This window comes from Acidovorax sp. GW823-FHT05D11, assembly GCF_058795695.1.
The window spans coordinates 2,336,311-2,354,364 of the sequence record NZ_CM179502.1; the positions used below are offsets into that span (position 1 = coordinate 2,336,311).

The window sequence follows — 18,054 nt, forward strand, 5'->3', positions numbered from 1 at the left end:
AGAAAGTCTCCATCAGGCAGAAAATGCGGATACAGCGGCCTGTGCGCCGCATTTCCGCGGAGGTATATCCCGTGCCCATCCACCTCGATCACCTGATGGTCCCCGCGCGCGACAGGATCGCGGCCGCCCGGCTGCTGGCCGACCTGCTGGGCGTGCCCTGGTCCGACACCGGCGTGGGGCCGTTTGCGCCCGTGTTCGTGAACGATGGCTTCACCATCGATTTCGACGAATGGCCCGAGCCCATACCGCCCATCCACTACTGCTTTCGAGTGGGCGATGCAGAGTTCGATGCCATCCTCGCGCGCATTCAGGCTGGGGGCATTCCGTACCGCAGCGCCGTGCACGGCCCCGTGGACGGGCAGGTGGACACGGCCCACGGCGGCCGCATCGTCTACTGGAACGAGCCTGATGGGCACCAGTGGGAGATGCTGACCTTGAGCTATGCGCGTGCTGCGGCGGCTTGAGGCGTCTATTTTCAAGGCAAGTTGGCCACCAGCTATTAATGGATAAGCGCTGATAGCTATCAAATTAATAGTAATTGCCGCCTCTGATTCAAGGCCGCTGCACCATCACCAGCGCATACAGCGCCTGCGCCGCCACCGACAGGCTCTCGTCGCGCCGCCGCACCAGGTAGATCTGCCGTGTCAGCCCGGGCAGCGACAACGGCCGCGTGACCAGCCCCGGCTGCTCGAAATGGAACAGCGTGAGCGCCGGCACCACGCTGATGCCCAGCCCCGCGCGCACCATGCCCATCACGGTGGCCAGTTGCTCCACCTCCATCAGCGTGTGCATGGCCTGCGGGTGCAGGGCGGCCTCGAGGTACTGGCGCACGCTGCTGGTGCGCGCCAGGTGGATGAAGGGCCAGGCGGCCAGGTCCTGCGCGGTGATGGCCTTGCGCCTGCGCGCCAGCGGGTGGTCGGCGGGGCACACCAGGTAGAAGTCATCGCTGCAGAACGGCTCGGCCTGCAGCGCGGGGGTGTCGGCGCGGATGGCGGCCAGTGCAAAGTCGGCATGGCCGCTGGCCACGCGCTCGATGCAGGGTTCGGACAGTACGTCGGCAATGTCGATCTCGATGCCCGGGTGCGCCGCGCGGTACTGCGCCAGCACGCCCGGCAGCCAACCCGCGGCCAGTGATGGCAGCAGCGCCACGGCCACGCGCCCGCGCTGCAGCGTGGCCGTGTCGCGCACGGCGGCCAGGGCGCTGGTGATTTCGGCGCGGATGCGGCGGGCCGACTCCAGGAAGTTCTGCCCCTCGGGCGTGAGGTCCACATGCCGTGTGCTGCGGTCGAACAGGCGCAGGCCCAGGTCGTCCTCCAGTGCGCGGATGAGGGCGCTGAACGCGGGCTGCGACAAGTGGCACAACGTGGCGGCGCGGGTGAAGCTGCGCTGCTCGGCCAGCGCAAGGAAGGCGTCTAACTGGCGGCTGGAGAGGTGAGGGGCGCTCATGGTGGGGCTGAATGATTCATCTGCATATCAGATGGATTCATCAGAACAATCGATTTCACAGAATACAGCCATGTTCCTACATTCATGGTCAGGAGACAACGGATTCATGCCGAACGACCAAAAAACCAAACTGCTGGTGGGCTGCGCCGCCGGCTTCTCGGGTGACCGCACCGACGCGGCCTTGCCCGTGGTGCAGGCGCTCATCGCCAGCGGCCAGCCTGCGGTGCTCATCTTCGAGACCCTGGCCGAGCGCACACTGGCCCTGGCGCAGCTCGCGCGCCGCACAGACCCCGATGCGGGTTATGAACCCCTGCTGGTGGACCTGCTGCGCCCCGTGCTGGCGCAGTGCCTGGCGCACGGCGTGCGCATCGTCAGCAACTTTGGCGCCGCCAACCCGCACGGCGCCGCGCGCCGCATCCACGCCCTGGCGGCCGAGCTGGGCCTGGCCTCCCCGCGCATTGCCGTACTGCAGGGCGACGACCTGAGCGGACCCGAGCACCGCGCGCTGCTGCAAGGCGCCTTGGGTGACGCCATGCCCACGGAGCCCATCGTCAGCGCCAACGCCTACATCGGCGCACAGGCCATTGCCGATGCCCTGCGCGCCGGGGCCGACATTGTGGTTTGCGGCCGCGTGGCCGACCCGTCGCTCGTGCTGGGCCCGGCGTTGGCGCACTACGGCTGGGCCCCGGACGACTGGGACCGCCTGGCCCGCGCCACCATGGCCGGGCACCTGCTCGAATGCGGCGCGCAGGTCACGGGCGGCTACTTTGCCGACCCTGGCTACAAGGACGTGCCGGGCCTGGCGCAACTGGGCTACCCCATCGCCGAGATCGACGCCGACGGCCACTGCACCATCACCAAGCCGTCCGGCACCGGCGGGCGCATCGACGAGCGCACCGTCAAGGAGCAACTGCTGTACGAGCTGCACGACCCTGCGGCGTATCTCACGCCCGACGTGGTGGCCGATATCACCCAGGCCCGCGTGCAGGCCGTGGGCACCGACGCCGTGCGGCTGGAAGGCGTGCAGGGCCATGCCCGGCCCGCCACGCTCAAGGTCAACGTGTGCTTTGAATCCGGCTGGTTTGCCGAGGGGGAAATCTCCTACGCCGGCCCGCGCGCCGAAGCCCGCGCGCGCCTGGCGGGCGAGGTGCTGCGCGAGCGATTGAGCGGCCTGGGCCCGCTGCGCATCGACCTGATCGGCGTGACCAGCATCTTCGGCGACGACACCAGCCGGTGGCTGGACGCCCCTGCAGACGCAGGTGCCCACGCCCCCGATGTGCGCCTGCGCGTGGCCCTGCAGCACCGCGACCACGCCAGCGCCCAGCGCCTTGTGCGCGAGGTGACCGCGCTCTACACCTGCGGGCCTGCGGGTGGCGGCGGGGTGCGCACCGCCATGCGGCCCCGCCTGGGCACGGTGTCGTGCCTGGTGCCGCGCGACGCGGTGGCCGTGCGTTTTGAGATGGTGGATTGAGGAGTACACACACCATGACAACCACCATCACCGTTCCGCTTTATCGAGTTGCTCATAGCCGCACCGGCGACAAAGGCAACCGCTCCAACATCAGCGTCATCGCCTGGCACCCCGCGCTGTGGGATGTGCTGGTCGAACAAGTCACCGAGGCCGCCGTGGCACAGCAGTTTGCGCAGCGCCGCCCGCGCCAGGTCACGCGCTACCTGCTGCCCCAGCTGCAGGCCATGAACCTCGTGCTGGACGACGTGCTCGACGGTGGCGTGAACGACGCGCTCAACCTCGACAGCCACGGCAAGGCACTGAGCTACCTGCTGCTCGATATGCCCGTCACCGTGCCCGCACATCTGGCACCACACTTTGGCGGTCCCACGGCCTAGGGCCTGTTCACACTATTTTTGCCAGATGCGTTGCGAAGCAAACAGGCCAGGCGCTAGGCGCCAAACGAAGCTGGGGTGCGGCCCCAGCGAGGATTGGCAACACAGCGGATGGCCTGTTTGCTTCGCAACCCGAAGGGAAGGCAACCCCAGCCACGCCATTCGTCGTTGCGTTCCTAGCCAAGGCCCCGGCCTTGGCGTCGTCACGCGCCTAGATTGGCGTGGCTGGGGCTGCCTTCGCACTGGCAAAAATAGTGTGAACAGGCCCTAGACCTCCCGTTTCGCTTTTCATCCATACCAACACCAGGAGACAACATGACCCATTCATCCCCCCGCCGTGCTCTGCTCGCCACTGCCGCCGTAATGGCGCTGTGCGCATTGCACGCCCCTGCTGCGCTGGCCCAGGCGGCCGGTGCCTACCCCGCCAAGCCCATCACCTTCGTCGTGCCATTCGCGGCCGGCAGCGCCACCGACCAGCTGGCGCGCGCGCTGGGCCAGTCCATCACCACCGACACCAAGCAGCCGGTGGTCATCGACAACAAGGCCGGCGCCAGCGGCATGATCGCCGCGTCGGCAGTGGCCAAGGCCGCGGCGGACGGCTACAGCGTGCTCATCACCACCAACACCACGCATGCGGCCAACGAGCACCTGTACAAGAAGCTCTCGTACGACCCGGTGAAGGACTTCGCGCCCGTGACGGGCCTGGGCAAGGGCGGGCAGGTGCTGGTGGTCAACGCCAGCGCGCCGTACAAGAACGTGGGCGAGCTGCTGGCCTTTGCCAAGAAGAACCCCGGCAAGCTCAGCTTCGGCAGCGGCAGTTCGTCGAGCCGCATGGCCGGCGAAATGCTCAAGCAACTGGCGGCGGTGGACATCCTGCACGTGCCCTACAAGAGCAATCCGCTGGCCATCACTGACCTGCTGGGCGGGCAGATCGACCTGATGATCACCGACACCTCCACCGGCGTGCCCCAGGTCAAGGCGGGCAAGCTGCGGGCCCTGGGCTACTCCACCCAAAAGCGCAGCGCCCAATTGCCCGATGTGCCCACGCTGGACGAAGCCGGTGTGAAGGGCTACGACATGGGCTACTGGTTTGCTGCCTACGTACCGGCGGGCACGCCCGCGCCGGTGGTGGCGCGCCTCAACGAGCTGCTGACCGCCGCCACCAAGAGCGCCGCGGCCAAGAGCTTCTATGACAACGCCGGCTCCGAAGCCTGGACGACCACGCCGGATGAACTCGCCAAGTTCCAGGCCGCCGAAACCCAGAAGTGGGGCAAGGTGATCAAGGCCGCCGGTATCGAGGCCGAATAAGCCACCGGCCCACCCACAGGCCCACCCACCGGGCCGTTTCATTCCTTTTTTGCTTCTCGCAGCCTGCCTTTGCCGGCAGGTCTGGGCGAAGCCTTGCCCGCGCGCGGCGCAACAGACGCTGCCGTTTTGTTCCAGAGCCGTTCCAGCGGCCCGCACCACCATCCATCCAAGGAGACAGACACCATGAAACCTTTTCGTGCATTCGGAAAACTCGCGCTCACGGCCGCCGCTGCAGCCGCCATCACGGCCTGCGGGGGGTCCAGCAACGATGCGCCCAAGGGCCCCGCGCTCAAGCTGGCCATCACCGCCACCGAGGCCTTTCCGGGCACCTATGGCGCCGTGGGCGAATACGAGCGCGTGACCGGCACCATCAGCGGCGAGGTAGACCCCAAGGACCCCAAGAACGCCACCATCCAGGACCTGGCGCTTGCGCCTACCAACGCCAACGGCATGGTCGAGTACCAGACCGACTTCGTCATGCTCAAGCCCAGGAACATGGATGGAACCTGTTCAGTGTCTTTTTGAAGTTGCACAAGTCTCTTTTCGGGATGGGATGCTAGGCGCGGCGTGCAGCCAATAGCTCGGCTATTGGCAAGCGCCGCAACGCCGCAGACCGCCCGAAAAGACACTTGCCCGAAGGGTTGGAGTGAAATCGGGCGATTGGACGCCCCGGCTGCTTGCATGGGCATGAGCCCATGCGGCGCATCCGAAGCATCCACTCATCCCGATTGCACTCCAATGCAACCCCAAAAAGACACTGAACAGGTTCCTAGGCCAGCGGCGTGCTGCGCTACGACGCACCCAACCGGAGCAACATCCTCACCATGCTCAACCCCACGGCCACGCCCAGTGATGCGGTGTACCTGGAGCGTGGCTATGTGATGCTGTATTCGGCCTGGCAGGGCGATGTGCCCAAGAGCACTGCCGCGCGCCTGACGGTGACGGTGCCCGTGGCCAAGAACAAGGACGGCAGCAGCATCACCGGCCCCTACCGCGCCGAGCTGGTGCCCACGGCCGCCAGCCCCGCAATGACGCTGCCCGGCGGCGTGTTCAACGGCACCATGATTCCGTACGAACCCGCCAGCCTGGACAACACCCAGCCCGGCTACTCGCTCACCCGCCGTGCCAACGAGACGGATGCGCGCGTGCCTGTGCCCGCCAGCGACTGGAAGTTCGCCACCTGCGACACGGGCACCAACGCCTTCCCCGGCACGCCCAGCCCCACCAGCGTGTGCCTGAAGGGCGGGTTTGACCCAGCTTATCTGTACGAGCTGGTCTATGTCGCCAAAGACCCCAAGGTCATGGGCGTGGGCCTGGCTGCGCTGCGCGACACGGTGAGCTTCTTCCGCAGCAAGGCGGCCGATTCTGCGGGCACCCCCAACCCGCTGGCTGGCCGCATCACGCACACGCTGGGGCAGGGCACCTCGCAGTCGGGCAACGCTATGAAGACCTTTCTGCACCTGGGCTTCAACCAGGCGCTCGATGGCGGCAAGGTGTTCGACGGCATGTTCGCCCACGTGGCTGCGCGCCAGACGCACATCAACACCCGCTTTGCCGTGCCCGGTGGCGGCGGCGGCTTGCGCACCGACCACACCGCCTTCGGCCAGACGGCACCGCGCGGGCTGGACAAGGACTACCAGGACGACATCAGCGGCCGCCAGGGCGGGGTGATGAAGCGCTGCGCGGCCACCAACACCTGTCCCAAGTTCTTCCTGGGCCTGTCGGGCACCGAGTTCTGGCAGCTGCAGGGCTCGCCCGTGCTGACCGACGCCAACGGCACCAAGGACCTGGTCCAGCCCGAGAACGCGCGCATTTACTACTACGCCAGCACCCAGCACGGCGGGGCAGGGGGCACGGCCAGCATTGCCTATGCACCCACGCGCGCCACGTACCCCACGGGCACGGTGGTGCAGTTCAACGACACCTTCCGTGCGCTGTTCCTCAACCTGGAAGACTGGGTGGTGCGCGGCACGCAGCCGCCCGCCAGCCAAGTGCCCAAGCTGGCCGACGGCACGCTGGTGCGGCCCGAAGTGCTGGCCTTCCCGGCCATGAAGGGATTGACCTGGGCGGTGGGCGGCGTGCAGACCGCCATTCCTGACTTCAGCTACCGGGGCGTGTACAACAACTTCCCGCTGTTCGACTTCGGGCCGCAGTACATCCCGCAGGACGAATCGGGCATCGCCACCATCCTGCCCCCGCGCAACCTGGGCCGCGACTACGCCATCCTGGTGCCGCAGGTCGATGCGTCCACGGGCCTCACCCGCGCTGGTATCCGCAGCGTGGAAGCGCGTGCACCCTTGGGTACCAGCATCGAGTTCAACTACGTCGCCACGCCCGGCATCACCGACCTGGCCAACCTCACGGGCAGCTTCATTCCCTTTCACAAGACGCGGGCCGCGCGGCTGGCGGCGGGCGATGCGCGGCCGTCGCTGGAAGAGCTGTACGGCACACAAGACGGCTACGTGACGGCCGTGACCGAGGCCGCCAACACACTGGTCGCGCAGCGCCTGCTGCTGCAGCGCGATGCGGACCTGCAGATTGCGCGTGCGAAGGCGGCTGCAGTGCTGCCGTGAGGTGATGAGGCCGGGGAGCGGGGGCGGGCGGTAGGTCTGGTGCTGCCATGCTGCTGGGCGATGGCCCCCTCTCCCCAGCCCCTCTCCCGCAAGAGCGAAGGGCGAGGGGCGAGGGGCAAGAATGCCGCCGTGCGTTCGAGCTCCACGCGAAAATCAAGCAAAAACAGCCTGCAGCGCTTGATCCGCCAGTGTCAATAGCTATCAAAAAAGTAGCGTTTTATCTAGCCGGCGCACTGCTGCCACGGCACACCTTCAAACCGCAGCACCAAAAAATCCAGCAGCGCCCGCACCGCGGGCGACAGGTGCCTGCGCGACGGGTACAGCGCATGGATCGTCATCACCGGCAAGCTCCATGCAGGCAGCACCGCCTGCAGCTCGCCGCGGTGCAGGTAGGGGTTGACCAGGTAGGTGGGCTGCAGCGCGATGCCGCCGCCCGCCAGCGCGGCGCGCATGAGGGTGGTGGCCTCGTTGGCGCTGAAGTGGCCTGAGACGCCCACGCGCTCCGTCTCTCCATCGCGGGTCAGCGTCCATACGCTCTTGCCAAAGTTGGCATAGCTCAGGCAGCGGTGCTGCGCCAGGTCGGCGGGCACCTGCGGTGTGCCATGCGCGGCCAGGTACGTGGGCGATGCCACCAGCACCGAATCGCAGCGCGCCAGGGGGCGACCGATGAGCAGCGGGTCGGGCTCGGCGCTGATGCGGATGGCCAGGTCGATGCGTTTTTCCACCAGGTTCAACGAGCCCTCGCTCGCGTCCAGATCAATCTTGAGCAGCGGGTGCTGGGCCAGAAAATCCGCAATCGCCGCGCCCATCTGCGCGAACGCGAACGACACGCTGCAGGTGATGCGCAGCTGCCCGCGCAGCGCGCCCTCGGTGGTGGTGGCGGTTTCTTCCTCCAGGTCCAGCGACAGCGCCAGCATCTGCTGGCAACGGCGCAGGCAGTGCTCGCCGGCGTCGGTCAGCGTCACGCTGCGGGTGGTGCGCTGCAACAGCCGCGCCTGCAGCCACTGCTCCATCTCGCCCACATAGCGCGTGACCATGGCGCGCGACATCTCCAGCCGGTCGGCCGTGGCGCTGAAGCTGCCGCTGGTGGCCACTTCCACAAACACCCGCATGGCGGTCAGGCGGTCCATATTTGATCTATTGGTGCAACAAATATGCGCATTTTATGGGGTTTATTGGATCGATTGGCGCAAATAAACTTCGCTTCGACATCAACGCCAACCCCTCACAACCCCTTCAACACACTGGAGAAACCGCCATGTTCCGCACCACCCTCATCGCCGCCACCCTCGCCGTCGCCTTCACCGGCGCCCAGGCTGCCCAGCCCCTGCAAGTCAAGGTCTACAACGCCGACGGCAACAGCTTCAACGTCAACTCCACCCTGATCTACGGCGAGAAGGAAGCCATGGTCATCGACGCCGGCTTCACCCGCGCCGACGCGCTGCGCATTGCCGCCAACGTGCTCGACACCGGCAAGGAGCTGAAAACCATCTACGTGAGCCAGGCCGACCCCGACTACTACTTCGGCGTGGAAACGCTGAAGGAAATCTTCCCCAGGGCCGACGTGGTGACCACCCCCGCCGTGCTGGAGAAGATCAACGCCAAGCTGGCCACCAAGCTCTCGTTCTGGGGCCCCAAGATGGGCGCCAACGCACCGCGCACGCCCGTGCTGCCCAAGGCCCTTGCGGGCAACACGCTGAGCGTGGACGGCCAGGCGGTCGAGATCCGTGGCACCACGGGCCTGCTGGCGCACCGCCCGTATGCGTGGATCCCGTCCATCAAGGCCGTCGTGGGCAACATCGCGGTGTCGGGCACCAACACTCATGTGTGGACGGCCGATACGCAAACCGTGGCCGAGCGCAGCGCCTGGGTGGCCCAGCTCGACGAGATGGCCGCCCTGCAGCCCACCGTGGTCGTGCCCGGCCACATGCCCGCAGGCGGCACGCTCGATGCTGCCAACATCACCTACACCAAGGGCTACCTGCAGGCCTTCGAGAAGCATGCCGCGGCCACCAAGACCAGCGCCGAACTCATCGACGCGATGAAGAAGGCCTACCCCGCCGCGCCCATGGGCCTGTCGCTGGACATTGGCGCCAAGGTCAACAAGGGCGAGATGAAGTGGTAAGCCACCCCACCGGCTGGCCTGCAACCCTCTGAGGGGGCATGCAGGCAGCCACTGTTTGTTTGAAAGGAACCAGATCGTGACATCACACCCCCTCCAGCCCATCCTGCAGCACCTGCACGCCGGCCGCTGGAACGCGGCGCACGACCTGGTGCAGCACGACGGCTCGATGCTGGCGGCCTGGCTGCACGGCATCCTGCATCTGCAGGAAGGCGACCTGGAAGACGCCGAGAACTGGTACGACCGGGCTGGCCGCCATTTCCGCAGCCGGGGCACGCTGGCTGAAGAGCTGGCGCTTTTCGAGGCCGCGCTCGCCACCTCCGCACATCCCCCCACCTACTCTGAAAGCCCCTGATCCATGTCCGCCATCTCCGTGACCTATCTGTTCGACCCCCTGTGCGGCTGGTGCTACGCCGCCGCTCTCGCGCTGAAACACCTGCAGGGCGTGGACGGCGTCCAGGTCTCGCTCGCGCCCACGGGCCTGTTTGCAGGCGCTGGCGCACGGCCCATGGACGCGGAATTTGCCGCCTATGCATGGAGCAACGACCAGCGCATCCAGCAGCTCACAGGGCAGCCTTTCACGCAGGCCTATCGCGACCACATTCTGGGCGCGGCGGATGGCCGCTTCGATTCGGGCCCCGCCACGCTGGCGCTGACCGCCGTGGCCCGGACCGCGCCCGGGCGCGAGCTGGAGGCACTGCACGCGCTGCAGCACGCCCGCTACGTGGACGGCCGCGATACCGCCGAACCCGGGGTGCTGGCCGATGTGCTCACCGCCCTGGGCCTGAGCGACGCCGCCGCGCTCACACGGGGGCCCGATGCGGCGGCACTGCGCAAGCTGCTGGCCGAGCGCGTGGCCCAGGCCCAGTCCATGCTGCGCGCCGTGGGCGCGCGGGGTGTGCCGCAACTGGTGGTCGCGGGGCAGGGCGGTGCGCTGCGCCTGCTGGGTGGCGATGCGCTGCTGGGGCCGCGTGAGCGGCTGGTTGATCTGGTGCGGGCGGCTGCCGCGGCCTGATGGCCGCCCCCCGCCTGATGCTGGCGGGCAGCCCCGTGCGCACGGCGCCCCGGTTTACTCCATCGACGGATCGATCAGCACCTTGGCGCCCGTGTTGCGCGCGCCGTAGAAGGCGATGGCATCGGCGCTGAGCGCCCCCGCCAGCGACACCGTGCGCGCGTAGTGGCTGGCGAACGTGGTTTTCAGCTCGGCCGCCACGCGCGCGCGCAGCGCCTGGGCCGCCGCGTCACCGATTTTCTGCAGGAAGGGAAACAGCAGCCAGCCGCCCACGCCCCAGGCCATGCCAAAGGTGCGCTGGATCTCGGTGGGGCGCGTGTCCAGGTGGCCGTACAGGTACACCTGCTTGTGCACCGCCGAGCCATAGCGGCTGTACTCCTGCGCCTTGCGGTTGATGGCCGCTTCCATGCACTGCAGGATCTGCCCGGCCAGCGTGCCGCCGCCCGTGGCGTCGAACGCGATGGTGGCGCCCGTGGCGGCCAAGGCATCCGTCAGGTCGGCCATGAAGGTGGGCGCGCTGCTGTCGCACACATGTTGCGCGCCCATGCCGCGCAGCAGCGCCGCCTGATCGGGCTTGCGCACGATGTTGACCAGGCCGATGCCGTCCTTCTGGCAGATCCTGACCAGCATCTGCCCCAGGTTGCTGGCCGCGGCGGTGTGCACCAGCGCGGTATGGCCTTCGCGCTTCATGGCCTCGACCATGCTCAGCGCGGTCAGCGGGTTGACGAAGCACGATGCGCCTTCGGCCGCCGTGGTGCCTTCGGGCAACGGCAGGCATTGCGCCGCTGGCATGGCGCGGTACTGCGCGTACATGGCGCCGCCGATCACCGCCACCGTGCGGCCCAGCAGCGCCTGCGCGGCGGGTGACGCGCCGGCGGCCACCACCAGGCCCGCGCCCTCGTTGCCCACCGGCATGCTCTGGCCGATGCGAGCGGCCATGCCGGGCATGGCGCGTTCGGGGATGCGGGCGGTCGCCACCGGCCGGTCAGGGCTGCCGGATACCTGGACGGTGGCCAGGTCGGCGGGACCGAGCAGCAGGCCGATGTCCGACGGGTTGATGGGCGTGGCCTGCACCTGGATCAGCACCTCGTCGGGCCCCGGCGTGGGCACGGGCGTGGGCTCCAGGCTGATCTGCAAGGTGCCGTCGGGCTGGACGAGCGAGCGCAGTTGCAGCGCGGTCGCGGGGATGGTGGCGGTGGTGGTCATGGGTGGCTTTCGGTGGGAAGGAAGAAGGGCGCGCCCTTCGTCCAAGGGCGCGGCCCGGTGCCGAACATTAGAACTGGATTGCGCCGCAGCCACGGTCGCGCAAGTGCCTTGCGGCGGCAGGGTTGCTCTGGGTACCGCCGTGCAGTCCGGCACGCAGGCCGCGTCCCTCCACGCGCCGTCAACCCCCCAGCGTGCGCACCATCTGCTCGTACATCGCATCCACCGCCGGCGAGCGCAGCGACACCTTGCTGCGCAGCACCGCCACGTCCATCGAATCGAGCGGCGGCAGGTCGAACTCCGCCGGCAGGTCCTGCAGTATCTGCAGATGCGCGGGCACGCTGCAGCGCGTGAGCACCGCCACGGCCAGGCCGCTTTCCACGGCGGCCAGCTGCCCCGCCAGGCTGGAGCTGTGGTACACGATGCGGTGCGCCCGCCGCCGCGCGGCCAGGGCCTTCATCGTCGCCATGCGGGCCAGGCTGGCCGATTCATACACCGCAATCGGCAAGGGGTCGCGCCGCCACACTTCCAGCTGCGGCGAGCCCACCCACACCAGCGGCTCGTGGAACAAGAAGCGCCCGCGCTGCGGCTTGTCGCGCGAGACCAGGGCCAGGTCCAGCTCGCCCCGCCCCAGGCGCGGGATCAGCGAGGTGGACTGCTCGCACGTCAGCTCGATCTCCACCCCGTGGTAGCGGTGCGCAAAGCTGCGCAGCACCGGCGTGAGGTAGGTCGATGCGTAGTCGTCCGGCACGCCCAGCCGCACCCGCCCGGCCAGCTGGGGGCCGAACAGCGCCGTGTGCGCCTCGGCCTGCAGGTCGAGCACGCGGCGCGCGTACGACAGCAGCTCGGCCCCGGCGGGGGTCACCTCCAGGTGGCGCGGCCCGCGCAGCAGCACCGGGCGGCCCAGCGCGGCCTCCAGCTTCTTGATCTGCATGCTGACCGCCGACTGCGACCGGTGCACCAGCGGCGCCGCGCCCGAGAGCGAGCCTGCATCGACCACCGCCACGAAGGCGCGCAGCCAGTCGATCTGGAAATCCGGGTGGTTCATGGGGCGTGTCCTTGTGGGTGGGGCATGCCGCCAAGCCAGACCATGGCTTTGCGGTGATTCGTTTATCGAATGGTAGCTCTTCGAACTATGCGCTTTACACCAAACCGGCAATCTTCGAGCATCGACCGCATGAACCACAAAGCCAGCATCGCCGCGCCGTCCACTGTTGCCAACGCCCCCACGCCCGGCAACGCGCGCGAGCGGGACGGCCAGTGGCTGCTCATCGCCGGTGGCGTGCTGCTGGGCACCATCGGCGTGTTCGTGGAAGAGGCGGGCCAGCACCCGCTGGTCACCGTGTGGTTCCGCTGCGCGTTCGGCGCGCTGGCGCTGCTGGCCTGGTGCCTCGCCACGGGCCGGGGGCGCGAATTGCTGCTGAACGGCCGCGCGCGCTGGGTGGCCTGCGCCACGGGCGTGCTCATGGTGATGAACTGGGCGCTGTTCTTCGCGGCCATCCCGCGCACCTCCATCGCCGTGGCCACGGTGATCTTTCATATCCAGCCCATCTGGGTCATCGTGTTCGGCGCGCTGTTCCTGCGCGAAGCCGTCTCGCCCACGCAGTGGCTGGCCACCCTGGCCGCGCTGGGGGGCCTGGTGCTGACCACCGGCCTGCTGGACGGCACCGCAGCGGCTGCTGCGGCCAGCAGCAGTGGCGGCTACATGGCCGGGGTACTGATGTGCCTGGGCGGCTCGCTGTGCTACGCCGGCGTCACGCTGCTTGCCAACACGCAAAAGACCATCAGCCCCTTTGCGATGGCGCTGTGGCAGTGCCTGGTGGGCGCGGTGGCGCTGGCCTGGGCCCCCTTCGTGCTGGGCTGGCCGCAGCAGGGTGCAGCCTGGGGCTGGCTGCTGGGCCTGGGGGTGCTGCACACCGGCCTGGCCTACGTGGTGCTGTTTGCCGGCATGGCGCGCCTGGGGCTGGGGCGCATCGCGGTGCTGCAGTTCGTGTACCCGCTCACGGCGGTGCTGGTGGACTGGGCGGTGTATGGGCGCACGCTCAGCCCCGTGCAACTGGCGGGCGTGGGGCTGATGGCCGCGGCGCTGTGGACGATTCGGCGGCCGGGCCGGGCTGCTGTTGCCCAATCGGGCTGATGGCCCGAAAGCTCAGCGCAGCCGCTCTGTCATCGGCACAAACACCACCGACCGCTCGGCGCACTCCGCGTCACTGGGCGGCTGCCACAGGTCGCTGGCCAGCTCAAAGATGTGCGGGGGCACCACCATCGAGAACGTCTCTCCCCGCTCGGCATTGCGCCGCAACACGCGCTCGCGCCGCACCTCGCGCGGTGCGTCCAGCACGTACACCGTCATCGCGTCAGCCCACGGCCCCATGCGCGCATAAAAGGCGTCGCGCTGGTGCTGCTGGATCAGGCCCGCCTCCAGCACCACATCGTTGCCCGCGGCCAGCACGGCTTCTGCGGTTTTCCAGATCTGCTCCAGGCAGCGCAGGGTGCGGGGCACGTACCAGGCCATCACATCGGCGGTATCGGGCCGGTCCGGCGAAAACAGCGTGGCCATCCAGTCGTCCAGGTTCAGCGGCACGGCGCGGTGCTGCTGCACCAATTGGCGGACGAAGGTGGACTTGCCCGCGCCCACCGGCCCAATGACCAGGTGAATGCGGGGGACGGTGCCTGCAACGGCTGCGGGAGCGGCGTGTGTCGAAGCGGTGTGCATGATGAGAAAGGCTCCAGAAATGCAAAAAGCCCTCTCTGCAAGCAGGGAGAGCTTTCCATAGGGCGGACGAAAAAAAGCCCCCGACGGTGGTGGAGGGCTTTGCGGTTCGCTCCGATTCCAAAGATCAGATGCGAGGTTGGCAGTGTAGGTGGCTGGCGCTGGCTGCGTCAACCCACGGGCCGTGTGGGTGCGACGAATTCCAGCCTGCCGTCAGGGCGCTTTGGCTGCCGCGATGTGCCGCTGAAAGAACGCCAGCACCTGCGCATTGAAAACCTGGTGAAAGGCCACGCGGTCAAACCCCGCGCCATCGCGGCAGATGCCCGGCACTGCCTCGGCCAGCGCTGGCGAGCAGGGCGCCAGAAAGGCGAAGTGCCCCGCGTTGGCGGCCAGATGCCACTCGGGCGCGCTGGGCAGGCCCTGGCGCACGGTCTCCACGCTTTGCAGCGTGACGCCATCGCCGCCCAGTGCCGAGGCCCACAGCTGGACGGGGGTTTTGACTTGCCCCAGGCCTTTGGCATCGAACACGCTCAAGGGGTCGACGATGACTGCCGCCCGAATGCGCGGGTCCGGCGCGGGCGTGGTGGGGATCTCTTTGCGCCGAATCTCGCCGCACAAGGGCCGGGTGGATAGCGGCGAGCACAGGTCCTGCCGTGACGTCCAGTCCGGCACGGTGCCGATGGCCACCAGGCCCGTGTAGCCGCCGCGTGAAAAGCCGAAGAAACCGACCTTGCCCGCGTCCAGCTGCGCGCGCTGGGGCCACGCGCCCAGCATGTAGTCCGTCAGCCGCTTCATGTCCACGGGCCGCGTGGCAAAGGCCGACAGGTGACCCTGGCGGCTCAGGTCCTGAAAATTGTCGCCCGGGTGATTGATAGCGGCCACCACATAGCCCGCCTCGGCCAGCGTGGCCGCCGTGTCGTGGTGCCCCAGGGCCGAACCGCCCGCGCCGTGCGACATGACGATCAACGGCAGGCCTTGGCCGGTGACGGGGCAGTCCCGCGTGCCTTGCAGCACCAGCGGCGACAGGTCGATGCGGCCCGGCGGCGCGCTGCAGGGCGACCACACGGCGCCGCGCAGCGCGGGCCCGTCCTTGTCTGCAGGCACCTCGACAAAGGCAAAGCCCGCAGCCTGGGCCAGGGTGGTGGCGCCGCAGAGCGCTGCGGGCAAAAGGGAACGAAAGAGCCAGCGAAAACGGGTCATACGGATGTGGTGGGGCGGATGGGAATCAGCAGGTCGGTGCGCAGGTCCGCCTGCGCGGCGTTGTGGGGGGAGTTGAGGTAGTGCTCCAGCGTGGGGCGGTCGTCCGGTTCGTAGCCGCTGGCCGGGAGCCAGCGTGTGTGGATGGCCGCCAGTGCCGCGTTGATGCGCGTGTAGGGGCCGGTGAGCGTGTGGCGTGCATACAGGCCTGCCGGGATGTCCAGCAGTTCCAGCCCGCCATCTGCCACCGAGGTCTGCTCTGGCAGCGCCACCGCCGCGTAGTAGCGAAAACCGCCGCCCTCCACGTCCTGCGGGTCACCGCAAGATGCGCCCAGCCGGTGGGCTGCGCGCTGGCCGCACTGCAGGTACAGCCGCCGCTGCGTGTGGGGTATGGTGGATGGCGGCCCCTGGTGGCGCAGTGCATGCAGGCGCTGCGCCGGGCGCTCGACGATCTGCACGGCCAGCGTTTGCTCGGCCTTTGCATGCGCGTTTGCGGCGCCGGGATCAAGGATGAGGCGGCGCATATCCCGCTGGAACGCCCGTGGCGATTGCCCGGTGAACTGGCTGAACGCACGGGTGAAGGCCTGCGGGCTGTCGTAGCCCACCTCCATCGCCACCTGGGTGATGCTCTGCCCGCCTTGCTCCAGCAGCTGCGTGGCCAACGCCAGGCGCACGCGGCGCACCGTGGCGGCCACGGTTTCGCCCGCAATGCTGCTGTAGACGCGGTGAAAGTGGAAAGGGGAAAAGTGGGCAATGGCGGCCAGGTCTTCCAGCCGATGCGCTGCCAGCGGGTGCGCCACGATGTGGGCGATCACGCGGGCCACGCGGTTGCGGTAGTGCTTATCGGCGCTCTGGTCCAGGCTCATGGCCGCAGAGTGTGCCGCAGCTTGCGCGCCGTACTTAGCCGATCTTGCTACTTTGTGGCCTGGTGCCGCGGCAGCGCTGCGCTACTTAGAGCGGCTAACAAAAATCAGCGAAGCGGTTCTGGCTAGGCGCTGCGTCGCAGGCAGTACGAGCAGTACGACAAGACGCGGCAACAACGCCAGAAGAGTTTTGTTAGCTGCTCTTATTGCCCAAACACCAGTGCCTGGTGCGCCCCCACACCCGCCAGCACCCCTTCGGCCGAAGCCAGCGTGGCGTTGTGCCGCATCAGCGTCAGGTCGCCAGCGGCATACACGCCCGGCACTGTGGTCATCTTGTTCGCATCGGTGCGGATGTACGGGCCCATGGGGCCCTCGTCCATTTCGCAGCCCAGTTGCTCGGCCAGCGGGCTGGCGGGGCTCGTCGTCGCAGCAACATACAAGGCGTCAATCGGCACCAGACGGCCAGCGGCGCCGTCATTGGCCGCCAGGCGCACGCCGGTCAATGCCCGATCAGGCCCCTCCAGCGCGGCAATGCGCGCAGGCTCCACCGCAATGCCCAGCGCCAGCAGCCGCTCGTGCTCGGCCGGTTCCAGCGTGGTTTCGCCGTTCAGGAAGAGGGTGGTCGGGCCCCAGTCGGCGATCAGCTGCGCGTGCATGCCCGACTGCGGCGAGTGGTACAGCACGCCCAGCCGCTGGCCCGCAAACTCGTAGCCATGGCAGTACGGGCAGTGCAAAACGGACGCACCCCAGCGCTCGCGCAGGCCTGCAATGTCGGGCAGACCATCCTTCACGCCAAAGGCCAGCACCAGCTTGCGGGTGGTCAATGGGGTCAGTGCACCGGCGCCGTTGTCCAGCACCACGTCAAAACCGCTGGGCGACGCAGCCGAAGCAGCCGAGGTATCGGCGCTTTGCTGCGCCGTGGCGGACACGGCAGTGCCCTGGCGCAGCGCCACCGTGGGGTAGGCCAGCAGCTTGCGCCGCGCCTGCTCGATCATCGCCAGCGGCGGCTCGCCGTCCTGCCCGAAGAAGCCGTGCGATGCCGCCGCAAACCGGTTGCGCGGCTGGCCCGCATCCACCACGCACACGCGCCGCCGGGCACGCGCCAGCTGCATTGCGGCCGACAGGCCGGCAAAGCTGCCGCCTATCACGATCACCTCATACGCTTGGGTGGTTGTCATTGCTGCTGTCGCCATGAGAAATCTCCTTGTGACCGTGGCACCCGGCCACCATGCGTTGATGAAACTCGGCCGACAGCTGCGCCAGCGTCACCTCGCCCAGGCGAGCCAGCAGCACCTCTTCGGCGGCTTGGTAAGCGTCGGTCAGCGCGCGGTTGACGGCCTGCTCGACGATGCAGCCCGGGCTCTCGACCCGGTTGCCCACCGCCAGCAGCGTGGGCGCGCCCAGCGCTTCGTGGATGTCGCGCAGGGTCACTTCGGACAGCGGGCACGACAGCACCCACCCCCCGCCATGTCCCTTGGCCGACGAGACAAAACCCGCGTACCGCAGCCCCGCCATCAGGCGGCGGACCACGACAGGGTTGGTCTGCATGGCCTGCGCAAGCGACTCGGAGGTGGCGGGGCCATCCATCTCTGCCATGTGCAGCAGCGCGTGGAGGACGTTGGAAAGGCGGCTATCTCGTTTCATGCAACATTCAAAGTTGCGTGATGTTAGCATGGGCCCAGAAGCAGCGCTGGCGGGCTCACGGGTCACTACTGAATTGATAGCTGCCAGCGCTTTATGGATAAGCGATAGAGGCCAATATGGCTTGATTT

General features: G+C 68.1%; 17 protein-coding genes and 2 pseudogenes. 10 read left to right on the forward strand and 9 right to left on the reverse strand.

The genetic code is table 11. The features are described 5' to 3' along the window. Positions 1–71: 71 nt before the first annotated feature. Positions 72–464 carry a VOC family protein gene (locus AC3RCE_RS10850; protein ID WP_218294317.1) on the forward strand — a complete coding sequence of 131 codons (393 nt, stop codon included), beginning with the start codon at positions 72–74 and terminating at the stop codon, positions 462–464. 88 nt (positions 465–552) lie between these two features. Here AC3RCE_RS10850 and AC3RCE_RS10855 read toward each other — a convergent pair whose 3' ends face one another. After that, the gene (locus tag AC3RCE_RS10855) at positions 553–1,446 is read right to left on the reverse strand and encodes a LysR family transcriptional regulator (RefSeq protein ID WP_218294318.1); all 894 of its coding nucleotides are present in this window, start codon (positions 1,444–1,446) and stop codon (positions 553–555) included. A gap of 106 nt (positions 1,447–1,552) precedes the next feature. Here AC3RCE_RS10855 and AC3RCE_RS10860 point away from each other — a divergent pair, with 106 nt between their 5' ends. The 5 genes and pseudogenes from AC3RCE_RS10860 to AC3RCE_RS10880 all read left to right on the forward strand — a co-directional run. Then, entirely contained in the window at positions 1,553–2,917 is a 1,365-nt protein-coding gene (locus tag AC3RCE_RS10860) for an acyclic terpene utilization AtuA family protein (protein ID WP_492255161.1), read from the forward strand. A gap of 14 nt (positions 2,918–2,931) precedes the next feature. Beyond that, the gene (locus tag AC3RCE_RS10865) at positions 2,932–3,294 is read left to right on the forward strand and encodes an AtuA-related protein (RefSeq protein ID WP_369642290.1); all 363 of its coding nucleotides are present in this window, start codon (positions 2,932–2,934) and stop codon (positions 3,292–3,294) included. A gap of 312 nt (positions 3,295–3,606) precedes the next feature. After that, positions 3,607–4,599 carry a Bug family tripartite tricarboxylate transporter substrate binding protein gene (locus AC3RCE_RS10870; protein ID WP_492246250.1) on the forward strand — a complete coding sequence of 331 codons (993 nt, stop codon included), beginning with the start codon at positions 3,607–3,609 and terminating at the stop codon, positions 4,597–4,599. Between the two features lie 183 nt (positions 4,600–4,782). Next, a pseudogene (locus AC3RCE_RS10875) lies at positions 4,783–5,100 on the forward strand (alpha/beta hydrolase domain-containing protein); the annotation flags it as partial. A 272-nt stretch (positions 5,101–5,372) separates the two neighbouring features. After that, a pseudogene (locus AC3RCE_RS10880) lies at positions 5,373–7,172 on the forward strand (alpha/beta hydrolase domain-containing protein); the annotation flags it as partial. Between the two features lie 221 nt (positions 7,173–7,393). Here the strand turns inward: AC3RCE_RS10880 and AC3RCE_RS10885 are convergent. Next, on the reverse strand, positions 7,394–8,302 hold the full coding sequence (locus AC3RCE_RS10885; protein WP_218294323.1) for a LysR family transcriptional regulator: 909 nt from the start codon (positions 8,300–8,302) through the stop codon (positions 7,394–7,396). Between the two features lie 128 nt (positions 8,303–8,430). On the opposite strand from AC3RCE_RS10885, the gene AC3RCE_RS10890 reads away from it, so the two are divergent. The 3 genes from AC3RCE_RS10890 (at position 8,431) to AC3RCE_RS10900 (ending at position 10,309) form a co-directional block, all read left to right on the forward strand. Further along, entirely contained in the window at positions 8,431–9,297 is an 867-nt protein-coding gene (locus AC3RCE_RS10890; RefSeq protein WP_218338850.1) for an MBL fold metallo-hydrolase, read from the forward strand. Between the two features lie 76 nt (positions 9,298–9,373). Beyond that, positions 9,374–9,649, forward strand: a complete 276-nt coding sequence (locus AC3RCE_RS10895) for a hypothetical protein (protein WP_492255162.1) — start codon at positions 9,374–9,376, stop codon at positions 9,647–9,649. A gap of 3 nt (positions 9,650–9,652) precedes the next feature. Then, complete coding sequence (locus AC3RCE_RS10900; RefSeq protein WP_492255163.1) at positions 9,653–10,309, forward strand: DsbA family protein; 657 nt, start codon at positions 9,653–9,655, stop codon at positions 10,307–10,309. A 54-nt stretch (positions 10,310–10,363) separates the two neighbouring features. Here AC3RCE_RS10900 and AC3RCE_RS10905 read toward each other — a convergent pair whose 3' ends face one another. Both AC3RCE_RS10905 and AC3RCE_RS10910 read right to left on the reverse strand, forming a co-directional pair. After that, positions 10,364–11,512 (reverse strand): zinc-binding dehydrogenase, encoded by a 1,149-nt coding sequence (locus AC3RCE_RS10905; RefSeq protein WP_492255164.1) that lies wholly within the window; start codon positions 11,510–11,512, stop codon positions 10,364–10,366. A gap of 178 nt (positions 11,513–11,690) precedes the next feature. Continuing rightward, on the reverse strand, positions 11,691–12,557 hold the full coding sequence (locus AC3RCE_RS10910; protein WP_492255165.1) for a LysR family transcriptional regulator: 867 nt from the start codon (positions 12,555–12,557) through the stop codon (positions 11,691–11,693). Positions 12,558–12,686: 129 nt separating this feature from the next. On the opposite strand from AC3RCE_RS10910, the gene AC3RCE_RS10915 reads away from it, so the two are divergent. Next, the gene (locus AC3RCE_RS10915) at positions 12,687–13,646 is read left to right on the forward strand and encodes a DMT family transporter (protein ID WP_492255166.1); all 960 of its coding nucleotides are present in this window, start codon (positions 12,687–12,689) and stop codon (positions 13,644–13,646) included. A gap of 12 nt (positions 13,647–13,658) precedes the next feature. On the opposite strand, the gene AC3RCE_RS10920 is transcribed toward AC3RCE_RS10915, so the two are convergent. The 5 genes from AC3RCE_RS10920 to AC3RCE_RS10940 form a co-directional block, all read right to left on the reverse strand. Beyond that, a complete protein-coding gene (locus tag AC3RCE_RS10920) occupies positions 13,659–14,225 on the reverse strand; it encodes a P-loop nucleotide/nucleoside kinase family protein (protein WP_492255167.1) in 567 nt (188 codons plus the stop codon). 210 nt (positions 14,226–14,435) lie between these two features. Further along, complete coding sequence (locus tag AC3RCE_RS10925; RefSeq protein ID WP_492255168.1) at positions 14,436–15,422, reverse strand: alpha/beta hydrolase family protein; 987 nt, start codon at positions 15,420–15,422, stop codon at positions 14,436–14,438. Then, on the reverse strand, positions 15,419–16,285 hold the full coding sequence (locus tag AC3RCE_RS10930) for an AraC family transcriptional regulator (protein WP_492255169.1): 867 nt from the start codon (positions 16,283–16,285) through the stop codon (positions 15,419–15,421). Before AC3RCE_RS10930 ends, AC3RCE_RS10925 begins: the two co-directional genes overlap by 4 nt. Positions 16,286–16,485: 200 nt before the next feature. After that, entirely contained in the window at positions 16,486–17,460 is a 975-nt protein-coding gene (locus AC3RCE_RS10935) for an NAD(P)/FAD-dependent oxidoreductase (protein ID WP_492255170.1), read from the reverse strand. Beyond that, on the reverse strand, positions 17,438–17,926 hold the full coding sequence (locus AC3RCE_RS10940) for an Rrf2 family transcriptional regulator (RefSeq protein WP_492255171.1): 489 nt from the start codon (positions 17,924–17,926) through the stop codon (positions 17,438–17,440). Before AC3RCE_RS10940 ends, AC3RCE_RS10935 begins: the two co-directional genes overlap by 23 nt. Positions 17,927–18,054: the final 128 nt, after the last annotated feature.